The sequence below is a fragment of the Rhodococcus sp. IEGM 1406 genome (assembly GCF_030056745.1).
Lineage (GTDB): Bacteria > Actinomycetota > Actinomycetes > Mycobacteriales > Mycobacteriaceae > Rhodococcus_F > Rhodococcus_F erythropolis.
The window spans coordinates 1,149,035-1,172,228 of sequence record NZ_JASHKO010000002.1 but is presented as its reverse complement, the minus strand read 5'-3'; the positions used below and the strand labels follow the sequence as shown (position 1 = coordinate 1,172,228).

Here is a 23,194-nt window from a genome sequence, read left to right as displayed (position 1 = left end):
ACTTCCGTCAGTTGTGGGACTGCAACGGCAGTCGAGGGTCGATGTCCTGGTGATCCCAGCTTCCACGCAGCCAGGTGTGTTGCGGATCGTCACAGATGTTCCACGCCCGGATCTCGCCCGAACCTGCCATGACGTTGAGGTAGTACATGTGGTGGCCCGGCGCTGCGATGGACGGGCCGTGATAGCCGTGCGGCACGAGGACGACGTCGCCCGAGCGGACTTCCTCGAGCACCTCGATAGGTCTCTCGGCGGTTCCGTACACGCGGTGGTAGCCGAACCCTTCGGTCCCGGTGGGGCTTCGGTCGATCTCGAAGTAGTAGATCTCTTCCAGGGCCGATTCGACGTCGCTGTTCTCGTCGTGCTTGTGGCTGGGATACGACGACCAGTTCCCGCCGGGGGTGATGACCTCACACGCGATGATGGAGTCTGCCTCGAAAGTGTCGGCGGTGGCGAAGTTGTGAACCTGTCGGCTGCAGTTACCGGCACCGCGGAGTTCGACGGCAACTCCTGATGCGGGACCGTAGCGATGGGGGAGCTTTGCGCCGGCGCGCGCTCCGCACAGGGCGAAGCGGCCTCCACCTGCGCTGGCCACTGTGTAGTCGGAATCGCGTCCTATGTAGGCGAAGTCGCTCGGTCCGTCGAAGACCGACGCGCGGCCGGTCAGGGCGATCTCCGTCCCCTCGGCAACTATCACGGCCGAACCCGACAGTGGAACGACGACTATCTCGTTCTCGCCGGACTGCAAGCGGACGCTCGCGCCAGGGGCGAGTTCGAGTGTCCACAAGCTGGATTCGGTCCAACCCGCGGACTCCGGCGTGACCACTGTCGTGAAATCACCGTCGGCGGACGATCCGGCGGGGACGTAGTACTTGCTGAACATCTTGCTCCTGCCAGGTCGGTTCTAGTGGACGAGCTTGACTGCGGTGTCGACGGCCGCGGTCACGTCGCCGTCGGGTGGGTATAGCAGCGCGCGCCCGACTATCAATCCGCGCACGGACGGCAACTGAAGTGCAGCGCCCCACTTCGCGTACGTTTCTTCCGGCGCGATCTGCGGATCGCCCCCCAGGAGGAGCGTCGGGAGGGTGGTCGCATCCATGACGCGTTCCATCTCGTCGACGACCGGCAGTTTCATCCACGTGTACGCCGAGGTGGAGCCGAGCCCTTGGGAGATGTGGATGGACTTGATGACGGCGTCGGGGCTGAGATCGTTGACGACCTTGCCGTTGACGCGGCTGGAGAGAAACGGCTCGAGCATCGCGATCAGTCCGGCCGCGGCCAGTTCGTCAACGGCTTCGGCACATGCCGTCATGGTGGGCAGGGTGCCCGCGTCGTCGAGGGCGATGCGCAGCAGCATCTTTCCGCCGTTCATTCCGAACTTCGCGGTGCCCGCCGCGGTGTATCCCGTCATGCGGTCGTCGAGTTCGAAGCTCGCGCCCGCCAGGCCGCCGCGGTTCATCGACGAGAAGACGACCTTGTCCTCGAGGGCCCCGAGGAGGAGCAGATCGTCGAGAATGTCCGCGGTACCGAGAACGCCGTCGACTCCGGGATTGTCGAGCGCCGTGCGTAATCTGTCGAGCAGATCGGTACGACTGTTCATCGCTGTCGGCTTGCCGCCGACAGAGAGTGCCCCACGCGCTGGATGATCGGCAGCGACGATCATCAGTCGTCCGTTGCCTCGAACGGTGGCACGAGGAGTTCTAGCTGCCCAGGACTTTTCGATGATCTGTGGATCGCTCGCACGCAGTTCCGTCACGTCGGCGTAGGTGGTGGCGAGGGGGCGGGCGGCGAGCTTGTCAGACATTGACTGCCTCCGTGGCTGTGGCTTCGGCGAGATCGTGGACTTCTTCAGCGGTTGGCATCGCAGTGGAGCATTCGAGCCGAGATGCGACTATCGCACCGGCCGCGTTGGCATAGCGCAGTACCTTCTCCAGTGGCCACCCGGCCAACAATCCGTGGCACAGTGATCCGCCGAAGCTGTCGCCGGCACCCAGCCCGTTGACCACGTCGACGGCATTGGGCGGCACGGTGATCGATTGCTTTCGTGTTTTGCCGAGAACACCCTTCGGGCCCTGCTTCACGATCGCCAGTTCGACGCCGAGGTCGAGAAGCGCGTCAGCGGCCTTGTTCGGGTTGGTCTCACCGACCGCGATCTCGCACTCTTCGCGGTTTCCGACGGCTACCGTCACGTGCGCGAGAGCGCGCTGCACCTGAGTGGTCGCTTCTTGGGGTGTCGACCAGAACATCGGGCGGTAGTCCAGATCGAGGACCGTCAGCGGGCGTCGTTCGCGGGCTTCCCAAGCAGCGAAGTGTGCACTGCGACTCGGTTCTTCGGACAGCCCCGTCACAGTCGACCAGTAGAGGGATGCTCCTCGAACGGCGTCGAGGTCGATATCTTCCGGGGTGATCCGAAGATCGGGCGCATGCGGCTTGCGGTAGAAGTACAGCGGGAAGTCGTCAGGGGGGAAGATCTCGCAGAACGTCACCGGTGTCGGGTACTCGGAATTGGTGACGACAAACCTGTTGTCGACGCCCAGACGTGCCAACTCGCGTGTGACGAACTTTCCGAAGGGATCGCTGCCTACGCCGGAGATCAGTGCTGCTCGCCGGCCGAGGCGTGCAGCCGCCACCGAGACGTTTGCCGCGCTGCCGCCGAGAAACTTGCCGAAGGTCTCGACGTCTTCGAGTCCGACACCGGTTTGAAGTGGGTAGATGTCCACCCCCGATCGGCCGATGGCAAGCACGTCGAATGGTGCGTCAGGGATGTGTGACCCGCTCTGGTGAGTGTTGATGCTTGTCAAGACTGACTCCCGAGAGTTCGTGGTGGGCTGCCCGCGCAGGGCACCGTTGTATGACTGAAACTGTGCGCCGCGACACAGCGATTGTCAATAGTTTGTCTGGACATTATGACTTGCGGTCAAGTGAATGTTAGTGTTCGCATACACTGCCGAGAGAAGTAGCGTCGATACGGCGCCTTCCCAAGACAGATCGGAGTTGACCGTGGTCGCAGCACTCGCCGTCGAGTTGGACCGCTCGAGCCCGGTGCCGCTGTATTTTCAGCTGGCCCAGGCAATCGAGGGCGCTATTCTCGGTGGCGAACTTGCCCCAGGTGATCGCTTCGAGAACGAACTGGCGTTGGCCAAACGGCTCAATCTCTCACGTCCGACCACTCGACGTGCGATCCAGGAACTGGTGGACAAGGGCCTACTTGTTCGTAAGCGGGGAGTCGGAACTCAGGTGGTGCAAAGTCCGGTGCACCGCCCGGTCGAGCTCACCAGCCTGTTCGACGACCTTGCGAGGGCCGGCCAGGCGCCGACGACCAAGCTGCTCGAGTTCACGGTGGGAGTTCCCGCCGAGGACGTTGCCGCGGAACTCAACCTCGAACCTGACGCCGAAGTGGCCACCATCAGGCGTCTGCGAAGCACCAACGGCGAACCGCTGGCAGTGATGACCAACTACATTCCGGTGGACATCGCACCCGATCCCGAGGAGTTGGAGACGCAAGGGCTGTACCAAACCTTGCGAACTCGCGGAGTTCACATCCGTGTGGCGCGGCAGCGAATCGGCGCTCGGGCGGCGACTCGCGAAGAAGCAGGATTGCTCGACGAGAAAGTGGGTGCTGCCCTCTTGACCATGAGCCGCACTGCATTTGACGATTCAGGTAGTGCCGTCGAGTACGGCAGCCACTGCTACCGAGCGTCGCGTTACTACTTCGACACCACCGTGGTCGACCGCTAGATCTCGATCCCGGTGACACGAGTACCCGCCTGACCGAGTCAGTGGGGGTGATTTGTGATCCCAGCATTTCTGCGATCCTTCGATCATTTGACCCGAACGGAGCCTCATGACAGGCATTTCAGTAGCAGTTGCCGGATTCGGATGGATGGGCCGCGTACACACGCAGGCGTATCTGCGTCTGCGGCAACACTATCCCCAGCTTCCCGTGATCCGCCTGGCCGCCGTCGCCGACGAGGTGCCTGGCAGAGGGGAGGAAGCAGCGGACCAATTCGGTTTCGAAGCTTTCACCCAGGACTGGCGCGATATCGCAGCCGATCCGGCCATCGACGCGGTGAGCATCACGGCCCCGAACTTCTTGCACCGTGAAATCGGCGTCGCAATGGCAGAAGCCGGCAAACACATCTGGATCGAGAAGCCCGTCGGGTTGTCCACGGAAGACGCCAAAGCTGTTGCCGCAGCGGTCTCGAAGGCCGGTGTGCAGTCGACCGTCGGCTTCAACTACCGAAACGCGCCGGCTGTAGCCCTGGCAAAAAGCCTGATCGACTCAGGGGAGTTGGGCACGATCACGCACTCGCGATTTCGTTTCCTCAGCGACTATGCGGCCCACCCTGAAGGCGCTTTGAGTTGGCGATACGAGCGTGAGCGCGGCGGCGCCGGCGTCCTGGGCGACTTGGCTTCGCACGGCATCGATCTGATTCGTCATCTTCTCGGTGACGTCGACGCTCTCGTTGCTGATACTGCGATCTTCATCCCGGAGCGTGCGCGTCCGTCCGCCGCTACCAGTGGACATGCCCGAGCCAGCGGCGGGGAGATGGGAGCTGTCGAGAACGAAGACTTCGTCAGCGCACTGCTGCGGCTCGGCTCGGGCGGCCGCTGCACACTCGAAGCGTGCCGCGTCGCCGTGGGAGAGCAGAACAACTACGGATTCGAGATTCACGGTACGAAGGGTGCCGTGTTCTGGGATTACCGCCGGATGGGTGAACTGGGCACCAGCCTCGGCTCGAAGTATCAGGACCAATCCGTCACGACGGTTTTGGTCGGCCCCGAGTCGGGAGAGTTCGGCCGCTTCCAACCAGGCGCGGCCAACGCCATGGGTTATGACGACCTGAAGGTCATCGAGGCTCGCAATTTCGTCTCCTCGATCGTGGACGGAGCGCCGCAGGGCGCGACCATCGCTGATGCTGTCGCGTCGGCGCAGGCTCTGGACGCGATGGTTGCCTCGGTCTCCTCCGGTGGCTGGATTTCTCTCGGCTGATCGAGAATCGCTCCGAAAGGCTCTGGTGCAGTGACATTTCCCCGCGGACTGGCGTTGCTCGTGGCAGCAGCACTGTTCATGGAGATGCTCGACGCGACGATTCTCGCAACCGCACTGCCGTCGATCGCCCAATCCTTCGGAGTTGACGCCGTCGACGTCAATGTCGCCGTTTCTTCGTACCTCCTGGTGTTGGCCGTCCTGATCCCGGCGAGCGGATGGATGGCCGACAGGTTCGGAACGCGACGTGTCTTCATCTCTGCCATAGCCGTTTTCACGGCGGCGTCGGTGGGATGTGCACTGAGCACCTCCCTCCCGATGCTGGTGGGGATGCGCGCACTACAAGGGGTAGGCGGCGCCATGATGGTGCCGGTAGGGCGGCTCGCAGTATTGCGGGTGACGTCGAAGGCGGAACTCGTACGGGCTATCGCTTACTTGACGTGGCCGGCGCTCACAGCGCCGGTTCTTGCGCCCGCTGTGGGTGGAGCCATCGTGTCGATCGCTTCGTGGCGCTGGATCTTTCTGATCAACGTTCCGATCGGGATCGTCGGGTTTCTGCTGGCATTGCGCATGGTGCCCGACATTCGGCAAACACAGAAACGGAGCCTCGACTGGCTGGGATTGGTGGTGATCGGAGCAGGCGTCGCAGTCCTTGTCGTGGCGCTCGACAGCGTGCACAGTGCCGGAACCGACTGGCTACGAGTGGGCCTCGGGATCATTGCGGCTCTGATCTTGTTGAGCTTGGCCGTCATTCACCTCATCCGGTCGGATCACCCGCTCATCGCGCTCCGCGTCCTCCGACTTCGATCGTTTCGGCTCGTCGCGTCGAGCGGCTCGCTGTACCGGCTCGTGATCATGGGCGTGCCGTTTGTGCTGCCGTTGTTGTTCCAAGTGGGATTCGGGATGTCGGCGTTCAAGGCCGGTCTGCTGGTGATGGCTCTGTTCGCGGGGAATATCGCGATCAAACCGCTCACCACTCCGCTCATGCGTAGATTCGGGATCAGACGAGTTCTGGTGGGAAACGGAGTTCTGTCGGTGGTGTGCTTCGGTGCGCTGGTACTGATCTCGTCGACGACACCGGACGTCGTTATCGCTGTTGCACTGTTTGTCAGTGGCGCGTTGCGATCCATCGGGTTCACCGCGTACAACAGCTTGGCGTTCGCCGACGTCGACTCGGGTGAGCTGACCGATGCAAATACTCTGCATGCAACGCTGCAAGAGTTGGCATCCGGTCTGGGTATTGCACTGTCCGCGTTGGTGATCACGCTCTGCACACCGTTGGCGGAGTCGGAGGATCTGAGCGGCGGAGTGCCGTTTTCTCTGACGCTGGGTGTTCTCGGGGCCATGCTGGTGCCGACGGTGATCGAGAGTTGGCGGCTCCCACGCGATACAGGTGCTGTGGTGTTGGTGCGCCGATAATGAAGCGTCTTCCGCCACCTTCATCATAACGCGGGACCCGGGGCTTGCGGCAAGGCCCCGGTGATGGTGCACACTCGTCTGCTGCGAGCAAGCAAAAGCCTTGCTCGAAGGAGGGGATCGCATGAGTGACGTCATCATTGTCGGTGCTGGACCAACTGGATTGATGCTGGCAGGTGAGCTCCGGCTACAGGGCGTCGATGTCGTCGTCGTGGACAAGGACGAGGAGCCGACTCAGTTCGTCCGTGCCCTCGGCATCCATGTGCGCAGCATCGAAATCATGGAGCAGCGCGGGTTGCTGGACAAGTTCCTCGCGCACGGCCGCAAGTATCCGCTCGGTGGATTCTTCGCGGGGATCAGCAAGCCGGCACCCGCGCACCTTGATACTGCGCACGGGTACGTACTGGGAATACCTCAGCCCGAGATCGACAGGATTCTTGCCGAACATGCCACCGAAGTCGGCGCGGAAATTCAGCGAGGGAAGCGTGTCGCCGCAATCCGTCAAGACGCCGACAAGGTCACAGCGGAATTATCCGACGGCACAACACTTCACGCGCGTTACCTCGTGGGCTGCGACGGCGGCCGCAGCACTGTTCGGAAGCTGATCGACGTCGGGTTTCCCGGCGAGCCGTCGAGCGCCGACACGTTGATCGGCGAAATGGACGTGACCATGCCGGCTGATGAACTGGCCGCCGTTGTCGCCGAAATCCGGGAAACGCACAAACGATTCGGAGTCGGTCCCGCCGGCAATGGTGCTTTTCGTGTCGTGGTCCCTGCAGCCGAAGTTGCCGACGGTCGCGCAACACCGACCACCCTCGACGACATCAAACAACAGCTACTGGCCATTGCCGGTACCGACTTCGGTGTGCACTCGCCGCGGTGGCTCTCGCGCTTCGGCGACGCCACCCGTCTGGCGGAGCACTACCGGCGCGACCGGGTGTTTCTCGCCGGCGACGCCGCACACATCCACCCACCGATGGGCGGTCAAGGTCTCAATCTCGGTGTGCAGGACGCCTTCAACCTCGGCTGGAAGCTCGCCGCCGAGATCAACGGCTGGGCACCGGAGGGCCTGCTCGACACGTACGAATCGGAACGGCGTCCGGTGGCTGCCGACGTGCTGGACAACACGCGCGCCCAGGCCGAGTTGATCTCCACCGCTGCCGGACCACAAGCGGTGCGGCGCTTGATCTCCGAGCTGATGGAATTCGAAGACGTCAAGCGCTACTTGACCGAGAAGATCACTGCGATCTCGATTCGCTACGATTTCGGCGAAGGCGACGACCTACTCGGTCGGAGGCTGCGGAACATCGCGTTGACCCGCGGCAACCTGTACGACCTGACGCGATCCGGCCGCGGACTTCTTCTCGACCAGTGTGGCCAACTGTCCGTCGATGGTTGGAGCGATCGCGCCGACCACATCGTCGACACAAGCACTGAATTGGAAGCTCCGGCTGTCCTGCTTCGGCCGGACGGTCATGTGGCATGGGTCGGGGATACGCAGGCGGAGTTGGATACTCAGATGTCCGCGTGGTTCGGCCGGCCGGCGAGGGACCGCGCGTGACCCTTCGATTTCGGTAACCGAGCACCGTGACACCTCGGGTGCACTACCGTTGCCGTTTATGGGACAAGGATTGGGGCAGATCGCGCCCGCGGCCTTGATCGCCGTCGGAGTGCTGATACTCACGGGCTGCACGACCAATGTCGATGTGCCGAAGACATTTGCTGCCACATTGACGGTGACCGGTCAGGCAGAGCAAGTCGAGGCCGGCTCTGGAGAGTGCGTGATCGACTCGATCCGTGTCGCTCCGAACGACCAGATTCAAATTTTCGGGGGCAGTGGCGCTGCGTCCGTCAGGTCGACACTCGAGGTCGAGGCAATCGATCAACTTCCTGACGGAATGAGCACGTGCTCCTACACCGCACATTTTGATGCCGTCCCCGCAAACCAGAAAAACTACGAGGTGAGCTTGGGCCGCTTTTCCCCGAAGTCGTTCAGCTCGGACGAGTTGGAAAACGGTGTCACCTATCAACTGCGCCGGCCCTGACCGAACCAGTTCTCCCTCACCCGAAATCTCGAACAGTAGCGATCCCTGTACTGCACGTCGAAAAAACCCGTACAGCATGTTGTATCCGGCGCGACTTTCAGTCAGCGTGCTTGGCGGTCCCTTCGCCTCCACGCTGTCGAGCCCTACCTGGATTGATGTGGAGCCGAACACCCTCATAGGTGACTGTGTACGGCACATCGTCATCGTTGTCCGGGTCGCCGGAGTCCGCAGGATCCGGCAGTTCCGCGATCTGTTCGATGACCGTCTGTGCTCGCGCCGCACCAGGATCGAACATTTCCTGAAACGGCCCGATGAAGGAGCCGCCGAGTCCGCGGCGCTTCGCCCGAACAGCCGCCCACCCGAACACTGCCAACGGGCCGATCATGGCGAACAGCACTAACAAGTCCCACCCCATGCTTCGAGCGTACCGACCGATCGGCATTAAGCGGCACAAGTCTCTTCAGTGTTGCCGTCCCTCAGCTCATTCGTCTCTCGGACTGTGCCTTCAGTAGATCGGCCAGTCGACCAGGTGAGATCCGCTCGCGAACCGCCTCCGTCACGAGTTCGGCCTGCGTCTGAGGCGCGAGGCCGTCGATCGGTTGGTCTCGGTCCAGATTGGTCGGGAAGGCGTAGCCCTCGGCCGAGGCGGCGACGGCGCACCGAACTGCCTCGTCGGACCCCGACTCGCTGAGAGCGAGCAGTGCCGGATAGATCGCGTTGACGAGTGCCTCCCGGTCGATGGTTCCGAGGGCTCGACCGAAGGCCGACGACACCTGGAGAAGATTTGCCATGCGCAGGACGTCGGCGGACTTGTTGTGGCCTGCCGCGTGGAACAGCGCTGGGTTGAAGAAGACGGCATCTCCCTTCTTCAAAGGTAATTGGACGTAGTTGGCTTCGAAGAACTCCTTGAACTCGGGACGCTCGAACGCGAGGTATCCGGATTCGAATTGCTGCGAGTACGGCAGATACTTCGTCGGCCCCGTCTCGGCCGGCATATCCACGTGGGCGACTGCACCTTGCAAGGTGAGGGCAGGGGTCAAGCGGTGCACATGCGCCCGAAACTTCGCGGCTACGTCGCTCGACATGAAACCGAGGTGGTAGTCGCGATGTGGATTCTGTGCGGCGCCACCGGGATTGACGACGTTGACGTCCGACGTCACCTGATACATGGGGCCGAGCCACGCTTCCGAAGCCAACGCGACAATGCTGTTTGCGTAGTAGTCGACGTAAGCTTTGGAATCTTCGAGCGCCAACTTCAGTTGTGCGCCCCAGATTCGATCATTGGCACCAGGTTTGGCGAAGTGATCTCCTGACGCTGCGCCGGATTCGTGTTGGCGCGCAATGAGTTCACGGAAGACCGCGCTGGCGCGATCCAGTATCTCCGCGTCGAATGCGCCTTGAAAGACTGTGATGCCGGGGCCGGTGAGTAACGCCCGGGCGATCTCGTCTTGGATCTCGGCCCGGGTTTCAGGATTCGACGATTGCTCTACCAATGCTTCGGAGCGGTACAGAAGAACCCCGTCGGCCACTGAATGGGCGTACGGGTAATCGGCAAGGGCGGTGTCGTGCGCGACCAAAGCGGCGAAGTCGTCGATGTTGCAGTCTTCTCGGTGCAACCTACCTGCGGACGGCACGGTGTGGTCGGTCAGTGATGGAGTCATTCGGGGCCTTTCCTGCGGTGTTCAAGATGCGCTGTACCTCAAAGACTGCCAAGGAGAACCCATCGAAACTACCCCTGAAATCCATCAAAAAGACATCAGAAGCTTTCCCCCACGGGCTCGACCGAGACAGTTGCCCCCGCGGAGTGCATCGACTTGATCACGGCAGCTGCCACGAGATTTGCCCGCAGGCCGTCCGCGGCTGTGGCCAACGTCGACGGTCTTCCGGTGCTCAATGCGTCGATCCACTCTTGAAGTTGGCGGCGATACGACTCGGCAAAACGCGGAATCCAATCCGCCGCATAGCCGTACGAGTGGGATCGATCCGCGTCGGTGTGGATGACCACCGGTTCGGCGAGACGAGCGGCGCCGATTTCGCCCACGACCTCGCACCGAGTGTCGTAGCCGTACCGCGCGTTGAGAAAGACCTCGACCGTGGTGAGAACGCCGTCGGCGGTGCGCAGCATGATTATCTGCGGATCCTGGCGATCGGTCACCAGCGAACTCGAGCGCCCGCAGTGCCAGCTGGCTGCGACGACGGGAGAGTTCAAGATCCACGGCACGATGTCGAGTTCGTGAATCGCGGAGTTGGTCACCGTGGATTCCGAGCTGCCACCCGGGTAGGCGCTGACAGTGCGACTCGAGCAGTGCACGATCAGTGGGTCACCGATACGACCGGAATGTGTTTCGGCCTTCAGCGCCACGTATCCCGGATCGAAGCGGCGCATGAATCCGACGCTCACAAGGGGGCTTTCGGGGTTCTCGGCCGCAGCGACGCGTCGGCAGTCCTCTGCTGTCACTGCGAGGGGCTTTTCACACAGAACCGGTTTTCCGGCTTCGACAGCAGCAAGCGTGAGGTCGGCATGCGTTGAATCATGGGAAGCGATGACTACGGCGTCCACACCGGCGTCGTTGATCAGTTTCAACGGAGCGGTCACCCACCGTGCGCCGACTGCGGACGCTACGGACTTTGCTCGCTCTTGATCGAGGTCTGCAACCACAGAGACCGTTGCCCCGGAGACCGTGGAGTGGAGATTGCGGACGTGGTCGGCGCCCATGACGCCGGTTCCGATCACACCGACCCGAATCGACATGAGGTTCCTACTTCCAGAGGATTGAAACGGACAACCTAATGTCCTTACATATTTCGAGATTCGACTCTACAGTTCGAGGCATGACTTCTTCTACAGTTCTGGAACTCCCTCGCACCAGGGTCCCCGATCCGGTCGACGCTCCGACTTTGCGCTGGGGGATCCTCGGGCCTGGCTGGATTGCACAACGCTTCGTGGAGTCACTCCAGAGAAATACAGCGCAGGAAGTCACGGCCGTCGCTTCGCGCGGACTCACCCGCGCTCAGGCCTTCGCGGACAATTGGGGGATCCGACGCGCTCACGGTAGCTACGACGCTTTGCTCGCCTCCGAGGATGTGGACGTCGTCTATGTCGCAACACCGCACACTGCTCATTTCGATTGCGCGATGGCGGCATTGGATCACGGCAAGCATGTCGTGATCGAAAAGCCGCTGGCTTTGAACGGAGCGCAGGGACGGGCGATTCAGGAGCGGGCGGCTGCGCTCGGATTGTTTTGCATGGAGGCGATGTGGACGTCGTTTCTGCCCAAGTTCGACGTGATCGACCAGATCCTCGAGGCGGGGCTGCTGGAAACCATACGTACGGTTCTGGCCGATCACGGCGAACGGTTCGAGACCGATCATCGTATCTACGATCCAGCGCTTGCGGGTGGTCCACTTCTCGACCTCGGGACCTATCCGGTCAGTCTCGCGTATCGGGTATTGGGTGTTCCTACTGCGGTTGCTGCCCTGGGCGAGCCGGCGAATGACATGGTGAACGGCCAGATCTCAGCGGTTCTGTCCTGGGCAGGCATTGCTCAGGCCAGTCTGAACACCACGATCCTTGCTGACACGCCCAACACGGCCTCGATCTGCGGCGACAAGGGGATGATCGTTCTGGACTCGACGTTCTACCGGCCCGGGGCCTTCACTGTCCGGCTAGGTGACGGAAGATCTGCGCGCTACGACGATCCGGTCGACGGATACGTCGGAGGTCTCGCATTCGAGGCGGCCGAGGCGGCGCGGCGGATCACCGCCGGGGATATCGAGTCGCCGGTCCATCCGCTCGACGCGGCCATTGCGACGCTCGACATCCTCGACGAGATCCGCCGTCACGTGGGGATCACGTTCCCGGGTGAGGGCTAGAGCGTAAAGGCCTTCCGGAAAGCAGTGAGTGCGGTGTCACTGTCTCCGGATGCCCAGCCCTCCAAACCGATCGTGCCGGTGTAACCCTGGTCGGCGAGCACGCGTGCGATGGCGGGGTAGTTGATCTCGCCGGTTCCGGGTTCGCATCGGCCGGGTACGTCGGCCACCTGAATCTCGCCGATGTTGTCACCACAACGCCGCACGAGTTCGATGAGGTTTCCTTCGCCGATCTGTGCGTGGTAGAGGTCGAGCATCATCTTGAGGTTGGGGTGTGAGACGGATTCCACCAGTGCCAGAGTGTCTTTGGCGCGGGCCATCGGTACGCCGGGGTGATCGACGATCGTATTGAGATTCTCGAGGCAGAAGACGACTCCGGCTTCTTCGCCCAGTCTCGCGATCTTCTCGAGCGCGCGTTGGGCGGTCAGCCACATCGCTCCCGTAGTTCGATACTGCGGGCGCGCAGCCTGTCCGTCGATCAGCTCGCCGGTATGGAAGTTCAGCCGGGGAACGCCGAGTTTCGCTGCCGGAGCGAGGCATAGCGCCGCTGTGCGTACCAGTTCGGCGCTGCCGGCTTCGTCGAACAAATCGCCGTGGAGATAGCCGGTCATCGAGGAGAACCGAGCTCCGGTGGCGACCAGAGCTTCGAGGTCTTTGTCTTGCCAACTCCAGATCTCAGCTGCGAACCCCGCCTCCGAGATCCGCCGAACACGCTCGACGACAGGGAGTTCGGTGAACGTCATCTCGGCAGAGACCGCCAAGTCGAAGGGGCTCACTGCGGCACCGCCAGCAACGAGACGGGCAGTCCGGTTTCCACGGATTCCTTTGCGGCCAGTGCGATTTCCAGGGCGTTGCGAGCATCGAGACCGTCGACCGACGGCGCACTGCCGGAGAGGATGCAGTCTGCGAAGTGCACCAGCTGGGCAACATAGGCGTCGTGAAACAGTTCGATGTTCACCCGAGGTGTGTCGGCCAGAACGCCCGGTGAGCTGTAATGACGCATCGCGGTCCGCGTGACCTCGCCTGCACTCACCATTCCACCGGAACCGAAAACTTCGCCGCGCACGTCGTAACCGTAGGTGGCTTGGAAGTTGGCCTCGGCCGACGCGAGGGCGCCGTTGTCGAAGCGCAACTGAACCATCGACGTGTCGAGGTACCCCTGCTCCTTGTACTGCGGATGGATGAGAGCATCGGCCTGCGCGAACACCTCGACGACGCGTGCCCCGGGGTTGAGCCAGAGCAGAGCGTCGAAGTCATGAATCAGCGTCTCGTTGAAGATGGTCCACGGCTTGACTCGGGAGGCGACGTCGGCGGTGATTCCTGGGTCGCGGGTCAGAGAACGAAGTAGCTGTGGGGTTCCGATCCCGCCGGCGGTGATCACGTCGTGGGCCGCGGTGAAGTCGGCGGCGAAGCGCCGGTTGAAACCGACTTGCAGCGCAACGTTGTTCGCGGCACATGCGCCGATCGCGCGATCGGCGTCCTCGAGTGTCAAGGCCATCGGCTTTTCGCAGAAGACATGTTTGCCGGCTTCCGCGGCGGCCACCACGAGATCGGTGTGAGTTGATGCGGGCGTACTGATGAGCACCGCTTCGACGGTCGGATCGGCAATCAGCTCAAGGGCGTCGGTGTACGCGCGGGCGTCGGGACTGACACGTTCGATCAACGACGCCGCAGCGCCGGGCGCAGGATCGGCGACGGCGACGAGACGGGTGCCGGGGATACGCAGCGCGACGGACTCGCCGTGGAAGCGGCCGATCCATCCGGCGCCGATGAGACCGACTGCAACAGAGGCAGACATGGGGGCTCCGTTCGGAGTGAGAATGAGAAACTAGATCGTTCTAGTCGATGCCAGTAAAGCGCCGGATGCGGCGCGCGTCAATGCTTCGGTGCTTATTCGCTGGAACGATCTAGTCTGTGGAGGTGAACAGTCGACGCCCCACCTTGCAAGACGTAGCAGACCTGGCCGGTGTGTCACGCGCTCTGGTGTCCATCGTCATTCGTGATGTCCCAGGTGCCAGCGATGCGACGCGGGTACGGGTCAAGGCGGCCGCGGACGAACTCGGCTATCGACCCGACAACGCGGCGCGACTGCTGCGCCAACATCGCAGCCGCCTGATCGGTGTCAGTTACGTTGCGGCGCAAACATTTCACGCGGAGCTGCTCGACGAAATCTATGTGGCCGCCGAACGGTCGCGCTACGACGTCGTCCTCAGTGCGGTCTCGGAGCGACGGCCGGATTCTCGTGCAACGCGGACCCTGCTCGACGACCGGTGTGAGGCGATCTTGCTGTTGGGTTCACAGGCGCCGGAAGCAGAGATCGTCGACCTGGCCGACAAGGTTCCCGTTGTCGTAATCGCGCGGAAGATGTCGTCAGTGCACGTGGATGTTGTCCGAACAGATGACGAGGCGGGCGCGGTGATAGCCGTGAATCACCTTGTCGAACTCGGGCACCGCTCGATCGCCCACGTCGACGGCGGGCGAGGCCCGGGCGCCCAGGAACGGCGTCAGGGCTACCGCAAGGCCATGCGAGCGGCCGGTCTGGAGCCGAGAATTCTTCCCGGCGGTCTCACGGAGGAGTTCGGCGCAGCTGCCGCCAGGTCGATGGTCGAGGGTGGGTTACCCGGGGCGGTCTTCGCTTTCAACGATCGCTGCGCGCTCGGAGTTCTCGACGTCTTCCTGCGTGCCGGGATCTCGGTGCCTGGCGACGTTTCCGTGATCGGATTCGACAACAGTGCATTGGCAGGCTTGGCGCACATCGATCTGACCAGTGTCGGGCAGGACACGGCGTTTCTGGGCGGCGCCGCGGTGGAGCGGATCTCCGAACGCCTCGACGGCGGAAGTGGGCCCTTGGGCAAGGACATTGTCGCGCAGCCACAACTGGTGGTTCGAGGTTCAACTGGACCCGCAGGGCATTGACCTGCAGTTTCGACTTCAATCAGTTTGTCTGGTCTTTGATAAGCAGTCCTAATGTCAGAACAAACTATTGACATTCGACTGTGACGGGTATTACATCTTTCACATACAACCGAGCACCATCCGTTCGCGGGCCGTTGGTTGATGTCGAGAGGGAGTTCACATGTCGTTTCTCACGGGACGCAAGAGCGTTGCCGTACTGGCCGGAGCCTCAGTCGTGGTCTTGGGTCTGGCCGCCTGTTCAAGCACCGGCGGAAAGCCGGATTCTTCCGGATCCGGAATGGGCGCGGGTACGGCGGACACGCCCCGCGCCACCATTGCGATGATCACTCACGAAGTTCCCGGTGACACGTTCTGGGATCTGGTGCGCAAGGGAGCCGAAACCGCAGCGGCCAAGGACAACATCGAACTTCGGTACTCCGCCGATCCCGAGGCGCCGAATCAGGCCAACTTGGTTCAGAGTGCGATCGACAGCAAGGTCGACGGGATTGCCGTGACCCTCGCGAAGCCCGACGCCATGGTTGCCGCGGTCCAAAGTGCCACCGCCGCGGGCATTCCGGTGGTCGCCCTCAACTCGGGCCTCGAAACCTGGAAGGACATGGGCGTCAAGGAGTACTTCGGTCAGGACGAGTCGATTGCCGGTGAAGCTGCCGGCGAGCGACTCAACACCGAAGGTGCCACCAAGGTGTTGTGCGTCATTCAGGAGCAGGGCAACGTGAGCCTCGAATCACGTTGTGCCGGAGTGAAGAAGTCGTTCAAGGGAACGACGGAGATTCTCAACGTCAACGGCAAGGACATGCCGTCGGTGGAATCGACCATCACCGCGAAACTTCAACAGGACCCGGCAATCGATCGAGTTCTCGCACTCGGTGCTCCATTTGCTTTGACGTCCGTGACGTCGGTCGGCAATGCGGGCAGCAAGGCGAAGGTCGTCACTTTCGACACCAACGCGGCGCTCGTCGACGCCATCAAATCCGGTGACGTGCAGTGGGCAGTGGACCAGCAACCCTTCCTGCAGGGCTACCTCGCCATCGATTCGCTGTGGCTTTACCTCAACAACGGCAACGTGATCGGTGGCGGCTTGCCGACCCTGACCGGACCCGCGTTCATCGACAACACCAACATCGACTCGGTCGCCGAGTACGCCAAGAACGGAACTCGCTGATCCGGGCGCACGGAGGGCTGAGAGTCCGCCCTCCGTGCGCCTGTCCAGCACGGAAGGGAAATCATGTCCACTCAGGCAGATCTCGACCTTGCCGCCCACAAAGTCGTGACCGATGAACGGGTGAAGGAGCAAAAGCGCATTCAGCGCCTACTGCTCCGCCCGGAGATGGGTTCACTTGTCGGCGCCATCGCCATCTTCATCTTCTTCTGTATCGTCGCGGCACCGTTCCGTACGCCGGAAGCGCTTGCGACAGTGCTCTACTCCAGCTCCACGATCGGCATCATGGCTTGTGCGGTCGCCCTGCTCATGATCGGCGGCGAATTCGACCTTTCCGCCGGCGTCGCAGTCACCACGTCCTCGCTCGCCGCGTCGATGATCGCCTACAACCTGCACCTCAATCTGTGGGTGGGTGCGATTCTGGCGCTGGTCGTTTCGCTCGCGGTCGGATTCTTCAACGGCTACCTCGTCATGAAGACGAAGATTCCCAGCTTCCTCATCACCCTGAGCTCGTTCCTGATGTTGACCGGAATCAACCTGGCCGTCACCAAGCTCGTGAGTGGTCAGGTTGCCACACCCAGCGTCTCCGACATGGCCGGATTCGATTCCGCGAAAAAGGTATTCGCGTCGTCGTTCTCGGTCTTCGGGGTGTCCGTCAAGATCACGGTCGTGTGGTGGCTGCTGTTCACCGCGATTGCAACATTTGTTTTGTTCAAGACCAAGATCGGCAACTGGATCTTCGCGGTCGGCGGCAATCAGGACAGTGCCCGCGCGATCGGTGTGCCGGTGACCGCAGTCAAGATCGGTTTGTTCATGACCGTCGGCTTTGCTGCCTGGTTCGTGGGCATGCATCTGCTGTTCTCGTTCAATACCGTTCAGTCCGGTCAGGGTGTCGGTAACGAGTTCCTGTACATCATCGCCGCAGTCATCGGCGGTTGCCTGCTCACCGGTGGCTACGGAACCGCGATCGGTGCTGCGATCGGCGCATTCATCTTCGGTATGACCAACCAGGGCATCGTCTACGCAGGCTGGAACCCGGACTGGTTCAAGTTCTTCCTCGGCGCCATGCTGCTGTTCGCGGTCATCGCCAACAACGCATTCCGCAACTACGCTGCGAAAAGGTGACACATGAGTACCACAGCTGAAGTTCCCGCTCTCTCGAACTCAGGCGGCAACGTGCCACTGATCGAGCTCAAGGACGTCGGTAAGCAATACGGAAACATCATCGCGCTCAAGGGAATCAACCTGCGCGTCGGTGCGGGTGAAGTGACCGGTGTGCTCGGTGACAACGGCGCAGGCAAGTCCACGCTGATCAAGATCATCGCCGGTCTGCACCAGCAGAGCGAAGGTGAACTACTCGTCGACGGCGAACCGACAACGTTCCACTCGCCGAAAGAGGCGCTTGGCAAAGGCATTGCCACGGTCTATCAGGACCTCGCCGTTGTTGCGTTGATGCCGGTGTGGCGCAACTTCTTCCTTGGGCAGGAACTGCGCAAGGGTGGTCTGATCAAGTCGCTCGACGCCAACGCCATGCGCGCGACGACTCTTTCGGAACTGTCGAAGATGGGCATCGAACTGCCTGACGTCGACGCACCGATCGGTAGTCTCTCCGGCGGTCAGCGTCAGTGCGTTGCCATCGCCCGCGCCATCTTCTTCGGTGCCCGCGTGCTGATTCTCGACGAGCCGACAGCAGCGCTCGGCGTCAAGCAGTCGGGAATGGTGTTGCGCTACATCACCGCTGCCAAGGAACAGGGATTCGGCGTCATCTTCATCACGCACAATCCGCACCACGCGTACATGGTCGGCGATCACTTCGTGCTCCTCAACCGAGGCAGGCAGAAGCTCGACGCCAAGTACGACGACATCTCACTCGAAGAACTGACCAAGGAGATGGCGGGCGGTGACGAGCTCGAGACACTGACCCACGAGCTTCGCCGCTAGATCAAAACCCCGCGACTACAGCCTCGGTTCGAATCGAACCGAGGCTGTAGTCGTTTCGTCAGAGGATGGTCGTCGGCCGAACCCCGAGGCCGGAATGCATGTACGCCTCGTCGATCATCGTCATGTTGGCTACCGCGTCGCCCGGTCCGATCGGCAGCGCCGAGACCCCGGACAGATGATCGGCGAACGCTTCGAGTTGCCAGGTGTACGACGACTTCGTGCCCAGCTGCTCGATACTCGTGCGCCCATGGACAGTGACGGAGACACGGTCGTCGACGTCCGGCTGGAGGAAGTTGTGCACCAGGACGTCTCCGTTGGATCCGAAGACCCGGAAGGTGAAGTGGTACTGCTCGTCCAACATCGTTGTCACAACGGATGCCCGCGCTCCGCCGGGATACTCGAGTTCGATGTCGAACCACGAATCGACCCCCGGAGCGTATTCCTCGTGGCGGGTCCCGGTCACCACTGGCGCACCACCACAGACGTCACTCAGCATCCGGGAAGCATGTAACCCGTAGCAGCCCAGGTCCATCAGTGACCCGCCTGACAAGGCGAGCTCCCACCGCGGGTCGTTCTCGGATGGTGTGGGCATCCGCAGTACGGTTTCCACCCGAGTGACCGCGCCGACTGTGCCGCTCCGAACCACATCCAGCAGGCGCCGGTTCACCGGATGAAAGAGGTAGTGGAACCCCTCGAGCAGCGTCACTCCGCTCACGCGCGCTGCCTCGGCTACAGCACGCGCTTCCACCGCGTTGCTCGAAAACGGTTTCTCCGTCAGCACGTGCTTGCCGGCCTGAACGGCGGCGAGATTCCACGGTCCGTGCAGGCTGTTGGGCAGCGCATTGTAGACGACGTCCACCTCCGGATCCGAGATCAGCTCGGCGTACGAACCGACCACCCGTTCGATCCCATGCCGGGCCGCATAGGCTCTGGCCCGCTCGGGGCTGCGTGCGGCAACGGCCACCAGGCGGTGCCCGGTGGCCGTTGCAGGTTTGATCATCGCGTTCTCGGCGATGCGTGAGGCTCCCAGAATGCCTATCCGCAGCGGGGTAGGTGTCACAGAACCGACCGCAGATACTCGACGCTCGCTCGCACATCGCGCACCGGTCCCTCGTCGGACGGAGCCTCGGTCAGAATGGTGTCCTGCTCGAGCACGTACCATCCGTCGAAACCGTGGCGCTGCAATATGGCTGTGACACCGGCGATGTCGACGTCGCCGCCACCGAGCGGACGGTACATTCCCGCCTTCACGCCGTCGGTGTAGGTGAGCTCACCACTGCGAACGCGTGATGCGAGAGCATCGTCGACGTCCTTGAGATGCACGTGGGTGATGCGCTCGGGAGCTTGACGCGCCAGGTCGACCGGATCGGTGCCGCCGATCAACAGGTGGCCGGTGTCCAGACACAGTGGGATGGCCGAGCCGTCGAGCACTCGCAGGACCTCGTCGCGCTGCTCGATCATCGTTCCGACGTGAGGGTGGACAACTGCCCTGATTCCACGCTCGGCCGCGGCGTCGTTGAGGCGATCGAGATTGTGCAGCAGGGTTTTCCAACTCTGCTCGTCCAGTTCTGGGCGTGAATCGTAGCCGTCGGAACCCGTCGCGGCGGCCAGAACCAAAACCTCGGCACCCGAGGCGACAAAACAGTCGAGGATGGGGGAGATGCCGGGCACCGGATCATGATCGTCATCGTGCAGCAGTACTGGTGCAAACCCGCCGACTGCGCTCAGATCATGATCCGCGAGCACCTTGGCCATTTCGGCGGGTGCTGTCGGCAGAAAGCCCTCCGGTCCGATTTCCGTTGCCGCCAGACCGACTTCGCGCATTTCCCGGAGGACTTGCGCAGGGTCGAGTTGGTAGCCCCAGCCCGGGACTTCGCACACGCCCCAGGAGATCGGTGCGCCGGCGATGCGAGGAGTGCTCATGTGTGTGCCTCATTCTTGTCGTGAAGGAACAGATCTTTGACTTCGGTGATCGTGACGGGCCGACCCTCGCGCAGAGAGTGCGTTGCAGCTTCGGAGATCCACGCCGACTCGACCGCATCTGTGGGCGTGCACGGTGATTCCCGACGCCCGGCGACAACGCCGAGGAATGCTTCGAGTTCCGCACGGTAGGCGGACGTGAAGCGGTCCATGAAGAACGTGTACGGCTCCTTCGAGGGGAACGATGTTCCGGGGTCGAGAGAGCGGAGTGGCAAGCGGTCGTCCAGCCCGGCAACGACGGAGTCCGCCGAGCCGAGTACCTCGAGTCGGCAGTCGTAGCCGCGGCCGTTGTAGCGGGTATTTGACACGACCGCGATGGTTCCGCCTTCGAAAGTGAGAACCGTTGCGGCGGTGTCGACGTCACCGGCATCGGCGATCCCGCGATCACCCTGATTCGAGCCGGTGGCAAAAACCGTGGTGACTTCGCGGCCGCTGACCCACCTGACGATGTCGAAATCGTGGATCGAGCAGTCGCGGAAGATGCCGCCGGAGTGTTCGATGTACGAGATCGGCGGGGGAGCGGGGTCGAGGGTGGTCGATCGGAGAGTGTGGATCCAACCGAGTTCTCCGGATCGAACTGCGTCGTACGCCGCCACAAATGACGGGTCGAATCGGCGCTGAAATCCGATCTGGACTGGTACCGACGTCTGCTCGGCAGTCGCGAGTACACGAACCGAGGATTCGATCGAGTCGGCTACCGGCTTTTCGCAGAACGTCGGGATGTCTCGGCGGACAGCGGCTTCGATCAGGTCGGCGTGCGAACTCGACGACGCGGCGATCAGAACGCCGTCGATGCCTGACGCTAAAAGCGCGTCGGGATCGGCAGCGGACTCCACGTCGAGTTCGCTTGCCACGTCCGAGGTTCGACGTGCGTCGACGTCGGTGACAACCAGTGCGTCGACGCCGTCCGTCGTCAGCAGGTTTCGGGCGTGGTAGCTGCCGATTCGTCCGAGGCCGATGACTCCGATACGAGCGCCCATCAGTCCAGCCCTCCGAAGACGTTCTGGTCCCAGTCGATGATCGAACCTGTCACGACTCCGCTGCGATCGGAGAGCAGGAAGACGACGAAGTCGGCGATTTCGTCGACCTGTCCGAGCTTGCCCATGGGGAGGGTGCTGCCCGCACGTTCCTGCCAATCGTCACCAGCGTCGTGAAAAGCTCTCTGCGTGAGGTCTTCTCCCTCGGTCTGTGTCCACCCGATGTCGAGACCGTTGATCCGGATACGATCCCAGCGATGCGCATGGGCGGCGTTGCGGGTCAGCCCCGCCAGCCCGGCCTTCGCTGCCACGTACGGCGCGAGATACGGTTGCCCGCCGAGTTCGGACGTGGAGATGATGTTGACGATGGACCCGGGGACCGCACGCTCGCGCATGTCCTTGACGGCTGCCTGCATCGTGAAGAACGGACCGCGGAGGTTCACCGCGATGTGCTGGTCGAAGAGTTCCTCGGTGGTGTCGAGCAGCGTGCCGCGCGAGGTGAGTCCGGCGGAATTGACGAGGGCATCCACGCGGCCGAAATGTGAGATCGTCTCGGCCACGCTGGCGAGCGCGGAATCGGTCTGCGCCACATCGGCTTCGATGAAGTGTGTTCCCGGAAGTTCTGCCTCGAGAGCTTTTCCGACGTCCGGGCGTCGGCCGGTGAAAGCCACCTGAGCGCCCTCACGGACTGCGGCGCGTACGACGCCGGCGCCGACGCCTTGCGAGCCGCCACTGACCAGTACGACGGTGTCGGCGAGGAGTGCGGGCCTGGTTACACCCGGCGGAGAAGTCATGGGTTTAGTCTGGCTGTGACGAAGACCTCGAACAACAGCGAAAAACCATCAAATATCCATCATCGTGAGGTAGTTGTGGCGCATCGATTCAAAGTACGGGAGATCGCTCAGCAGTCGGGCCTGAGTGAGGCCACCGTCGACCGGGTGCTCAACGACCGTCCTGGAGTTCGTGAAGGCACACGATCGGAGGTTCGCCAGGCGATCACGGACCTGGAACGTCAACGCTCGCAACTGAAACTGGTCGGGCGCACGTTCATCGTCGACGTCGTGTTGCAAACTCCCGCAAGGTTTTCCGACGCCGTCCGTGATGCGCTCGAGGCCGAACTGCCGACCCTTGCGCCCGCTGTCGTTCGTTCCAGGTTCCACTTTCGTGAAACCGGTTCGGTCGAAGCGATGACGTCGACGCTCGACAAGATTCGCCGACGCGGATCCCACGGAGTCATCGTCAAGGCTCCCGACACTCCGGAAGTCGTGGCGGCGATCGACCGGTTGGTGGCGGCCAAGATTCCGGTCGTCACGTTGGTGACCGATGTTCCCGGTAGCAGGCGAGCCGCCTACATCGGCATCGACAACCGAGCCGCCGGAGCCACCGCCGCGTACTTGATCGATCAGTGGCTGGGGAATCGGGACGGCAACGTGCTGGTCAGCATGAGTAGCGGCTTCTTCCGTGGGGAGGAAGAACGGGAGATGGGATTTCGATCCGCCATGCGGGTCTCGGCTCCGCATCGACGGTTGATCGACATTCCGAACAGTGACGGTCTGGATCAGACGAGTAGGAAACTGGTGCGAGCGGCACTCGAATCCGATCCGCAGATCCGTGCCGTGTACTCGATCGGTGGTGGCAACCTGGCCACGGTCGATACGTTCGAAGAACTGAACCGGGAGTGCAATGTCTTCATCGCCCACGATCTCGACGGTGACAATCGAAAGTTGCTGGGGGAGAGGCGAATATCAGCGGTGCTCCACCACGATCTGCGTGCGGATGTTCGCACTGCCTGTCAGGTGGTCATGAAGGAACACGGCGCCATGGGCGCTCACTTCGGCTTCACGACGTCACCGGTCCAAGTCGTGACACCGCTCAACATGCCCCCGACATAGCTGTGCGCGGT

The 23,194-nt window shown here is 62.3% G+C and carries 23 protein-coding genes; 11 read left to right on the top strand and 12 right to left on the bottom strand.

All coding sequences use genetic code 11. The features are described from left to right. Positions 1 to 7: 7 nt before the first annotated feature. The 3 genes from iolB to iolC are packed head-to-tail and all read right to left on the bottom strand — an operon-like array spanning position 8 to position 2,798. A complete protein-coding gene (iolB, locus tag QM596_RS14860; RefSeq protein WP_020969138.1) occupies positions 8 to 880 on the bottom strand; it encodes a 5-deoxy-glucuronate isomerase in 873 nt (290 codons plus the stop codon). Between the two features lie 21 nt (positions 881 to 901). Continuing rightward, on the bottom strand, positions 902 to 1,801 hold the full coding sequence (locus QM596_RS14855) for a Cgl0159 family (beta/alpha)8-fold protein (protein ID WP_133728409.1): 900 nt from the start codon (positions 1,799 to 1,801) through the stop codon (positions 902 to 904). After that, positions 1,794 to 2,798: a 5-dehydro-2-deoxygluconokinase gene (gene iolC, locus QM596_RS14850; protein ID WP_020969140.1), complete on the bottom strand. Its 1,005-nt coding sequence runs from the start codon at positions 2,796 to 2,798 to the stop codon at positions 1,794 to 1,796. The genes QM596_RS14855 and iolC overlap by 8 nt, the downstream gene beginning before the upstream one ends. A gap of 199 nt (positions 2,799 to 2,997) precedes the next feature. Here iolC and QM596_RS14845 point away from each other — a divergent pair, with 199 nt between their 5' ends. The 5 genes from QM596_RS14845 (at position 2,998) to QM596_RS14825 (ending at position 8,448) form a co-directional block, all read left to right on the top strand. Next, positions 2,998 to 3,735, top strand: a complete 738-nt coding sequence (locus tag QM596_RS14845) for a GntR family transcriptional regulator (protein ID WP_003941006.1) — start codon at positions 2,998 to 3,000, stop codon at positions 3,733 to 3,735. 106 nt (positions 3,736 to 3,841) lie between these two features. Continuing rightward, positions 3,842 to 4,990: a Gfo/Idh/MocA family protein gene (locus QM596_RS14840; RefSeq protein ID WP_046378299.1), complete on the top strand. Its 1,149-nt coding sequence runs from the start codon at positions 3,842 to 3,844 to the stop codon at positions 4,988 to 4,990. Between the two features lie 30 nt (positions 4,991 to 5,020). Continuing rightward, positions 5,021 to 6,406, top strand: coding sequence for an MFS transporter (locus QM596_RS14835; protein ID WP_134998747.1), 1,386 nt, complete (start codon positions 5,021 to 5,023; stop codon positions 6,404 to 6,406). Between the two features lie 121 nt (positions 6,407 to 6,527). Next, on the top strand, positions 6,528 to 7,964 hold the full coding sequence (gene iri, locus QM596_RS14830) for a rifampin monooxygenase Iri (protein ID WP_283309249.1): 1,437 nt from the start codon (positions 6,528 to 6,530) through the stop codon (positions 7,962 to 7,964). 58 nt (positions 7,965 to 8,022) lie between these two features. Beyond that, positions 8,023 to 8,448, top strand: a complete 426-nt coding sequence (locus QM596_RS14825) for a hypothetical protein (RefSeq protein ID WP_029254990.1) — start codon at positions 8,023 to 8,025, stop codon at positions 8,446 to 8,448. Positions 8,449 to 8,545: 97 nt separating this feature from the next. Here QM596_RS14825 and QM596_RS14820 read toward each other — a convergent pair whose 3' ends face one another. From QM596_RS14820 to QM596_RS14810, 3 genes are all read right to left on the bottom strand, one after another. After that, positions 8,546 to 8,863 (bottom strand): hypothetical protein, encoded by a 318-nt coding sequence (locus tag QM596_RS14820; protein WP_283309248.1) that lies wholly within the window; start codon positions 8,861 to 8,863, stop codon positions 8,546 to 8,548. Positions 8,864 to 8,924: 61 nt separating this feature from the next. Next, positions 8,925 to 10,109, bottom strand: coding sequence for a phytanoyl-CoA dioxygenase family protein (locus tag QM596_RS14815; protein WP_283309247.1), 1,185 nt, complete (start codon positions 10,107 to 10,109; stop codon positions 8,925 to 8,927). 95 nt (positions 10,110 to 10,204) lie between these two features. After that, positions 10,205 to 11,200 carry a Gfo/Idh/MocA family oxidoreductase gene (locus QM596_RS14810; RefSeq protein WP_283309246.1) on the bottom strand — a complete coding sequence of 332 codons (996 nt, stop codon included), beginning with the start codon at positions 11,198 to 11,200 and terminating at the stop codon, positions 10,205 to 10,207. An 80-nt stretch (positions 11,201 to 11,280) separates the two neighbouring features. Here QM596_RS14810 and QM596_RS14805 point away from each other — a divergent pair, with 80 nt between their 5' ends. Then, positions 11,281 to 12,321, top strand: coding sequence for a Gfo/Idh/MocA family protein (locus tag QM596_RS14805; protein ID WP_283309245.1), 1,041 nt, complete (start codon positions 11,281 to 11,283; stop codon positions 12,319 to 12,321). On the opposite strand, the gene QM596_RS14800 is transcribed toward QM596_RS14805, so the two are convergent. Next, positions 12,318 to 13,094, bottom strand: coding sequence for a TIM barrel protein (locus QM596_RS14800; RefSeq protein ID WP_020907010.1), 777 nt, complete (start codon positions 13,092 to 13,094; stop codon positions 12,318 to 12,320). The two genes, QM596_RS14805 and QM596_RS14800, sit on opposite strands and share 4 nt — an antisense overlap. Then, positions 13,091 to 14,116 (bottom strand): Gfo/Idh/MocA family oxidoreductase, encoded by a 1,026-nt coding sequence (locus QM596_RS14795; protein ID WP_283309244.1) that lies wholly within the window; start codon positions 14,114 to 14,116, stop codon positions 13,091 to 13,093. Before QM596_RS14795 ends, QM596_RS14800 begins: the two co-directional genes overlap by 4 nt. A gap of 116 nt (positions 14,117 to 14,232) precedes the next feature. Here QM596_RS14795 and QM596_RS14790 point away from each other — a divergent pair, with 116 nt between their 5' ends. The 4 genes from QM596_RS14790 (at position 14,233) to QM596_RS14775 (ending at position 18,334) form a co-directional block, all read left to right on the top strand. Continuing rightward, on the top strand, positions 14,233 to 15,234 hold the full coding sequence (locus QM596_RS14790; RefSeq protein WP_197942089.1) for a LacI family DNA-binding transcriptional regulator: 1,002 nt from the start codon (positions 14,233 to 14,235) through the stop codon (positions 15,232 to 15,234). Positions 15,235 to 15,394: 160 nt separating this feature from the next. Continuing rightward, a complete protein-coding gene (locus QM596_RS14785) occupies positions 15,395 to 16,396 on the top strand; it encodes a substrate-binding domain-containing protein (RefSeq protein WP_007727338.1) in 1,002 nt (333 codons plus the stop codon). A gap of 63 nt (positions 16,397 to 16,459) precedes the next feature. Beyond that, the gene (locus tag QM596_RS14780) at positions 16,460 to 17,518 is read left to right on the top strand and encodes an ABC transporter permease (protein ID WP_003940759.1); all 1,059 of its coding nucleotides are present in this window, start codon (positions 16,460 to 16,462) and stop codon (positions 17,516 to 17,518) included. Positions 17,519 to 17,521: 3 nt separating this feature from the next. Further along, positions 17,522 to 18,334: an ATP-binding cassette domain-containing protein gene (locus tag QM596_RS14775; RefSeq protein WP_007727336.1), complete on the top strand. Its 813-nt coding sequence runs from the start codon at positions 17,522 to 17,524 to the stop codon at positions 18,332 to 18,334. A gap of 58 nt (positions 18,335 to 18,392) precedes the next feature. Here the strand turns inward: QM596_RS14775 and QM596_RS14770 are convergent, their stop codons facing one another. From QM596_RS14770 to QM596_RS14755, 4 genes are read right to left on the bottom strand one after another with little or no spacing between them, the layout of a single operon-like run. Continuing rightward, positions 18,393 to 19,394: a Gfo/Idh/MocA family protein gene (locus tag QM596_RS14770; RefSeq protein ID WP_283309243.1), complete on the bottom strand. Its 1,002-nt coding sequence runs from the start codon at positions 19,392 to 19,394 to the stop codon at positions 18,393 to 18,395. Then, the gene (locus QM596_RS14765; RefSeq protein WP_283309242.1) at positions 19,391 to 20,257 is read right to left on the bottom strand and encodes a TIM barrel protein; all 867 of its coding nucleotides are present in this window, start codon (positions 20,255 to 20,257) and stop codon (positions 19,391 to 19,393) included. The genes QM596_RS14770 and QM596_RS14765 overlap by 4 nt, the downstream gene beginning before the upstream one ends. Further along, positions 20,254 to 21,294 carry a Gfo/Idh/MocA family protein gene (locus tag QM596_RS14760; RefSeq protein ID WP_021332519.1) on the bottom strand — a complete coding sequence of 347 codons (1,041 nt, stop codon included), beginning with the start codon at positions 21,292 to 21,294 and terminating at the stop codon, positions 20,254 to 20,256. Before QM596_RS14760 ends, QM596_RS14765 begins: the two co-directional genes overlap by 4 nt. Continuing rightward, on the bottom strand, positions 21,294 to 22,085 hold the full coding sequence (locus tag QM596_RS14755) for an SDR family oxidoreductase (protein WP_047890271.1): 792 nt from the start codon (positions 22,083 to 22,085) through the stop codon (positions 21,294 to 21,296). Before QM596_RS14755 ends, QM596_RS14760 begins: the two co-directional genes overlap by 1 nt. A 75-nt stretch (positions 22,086 to 22,160) precedes the next feature. On the opposite strand from QM596_RS14755, the gene QM596_RS14750 reads away from it, so the two are divergent. Then, positions 22,161 to 23,183, top strand: a complete 1,023-nt coding sequence (locus QM596_RS14750) for a LacI family DNA-binding transcriptional regulator (protein ID WP_133728501.1) — start codon at positions 22,161 to 22,163, stop codon at positions 23,181 to 23,183. Positions 23,184 to 23,194: the final 11 nt, after the last annotated feature.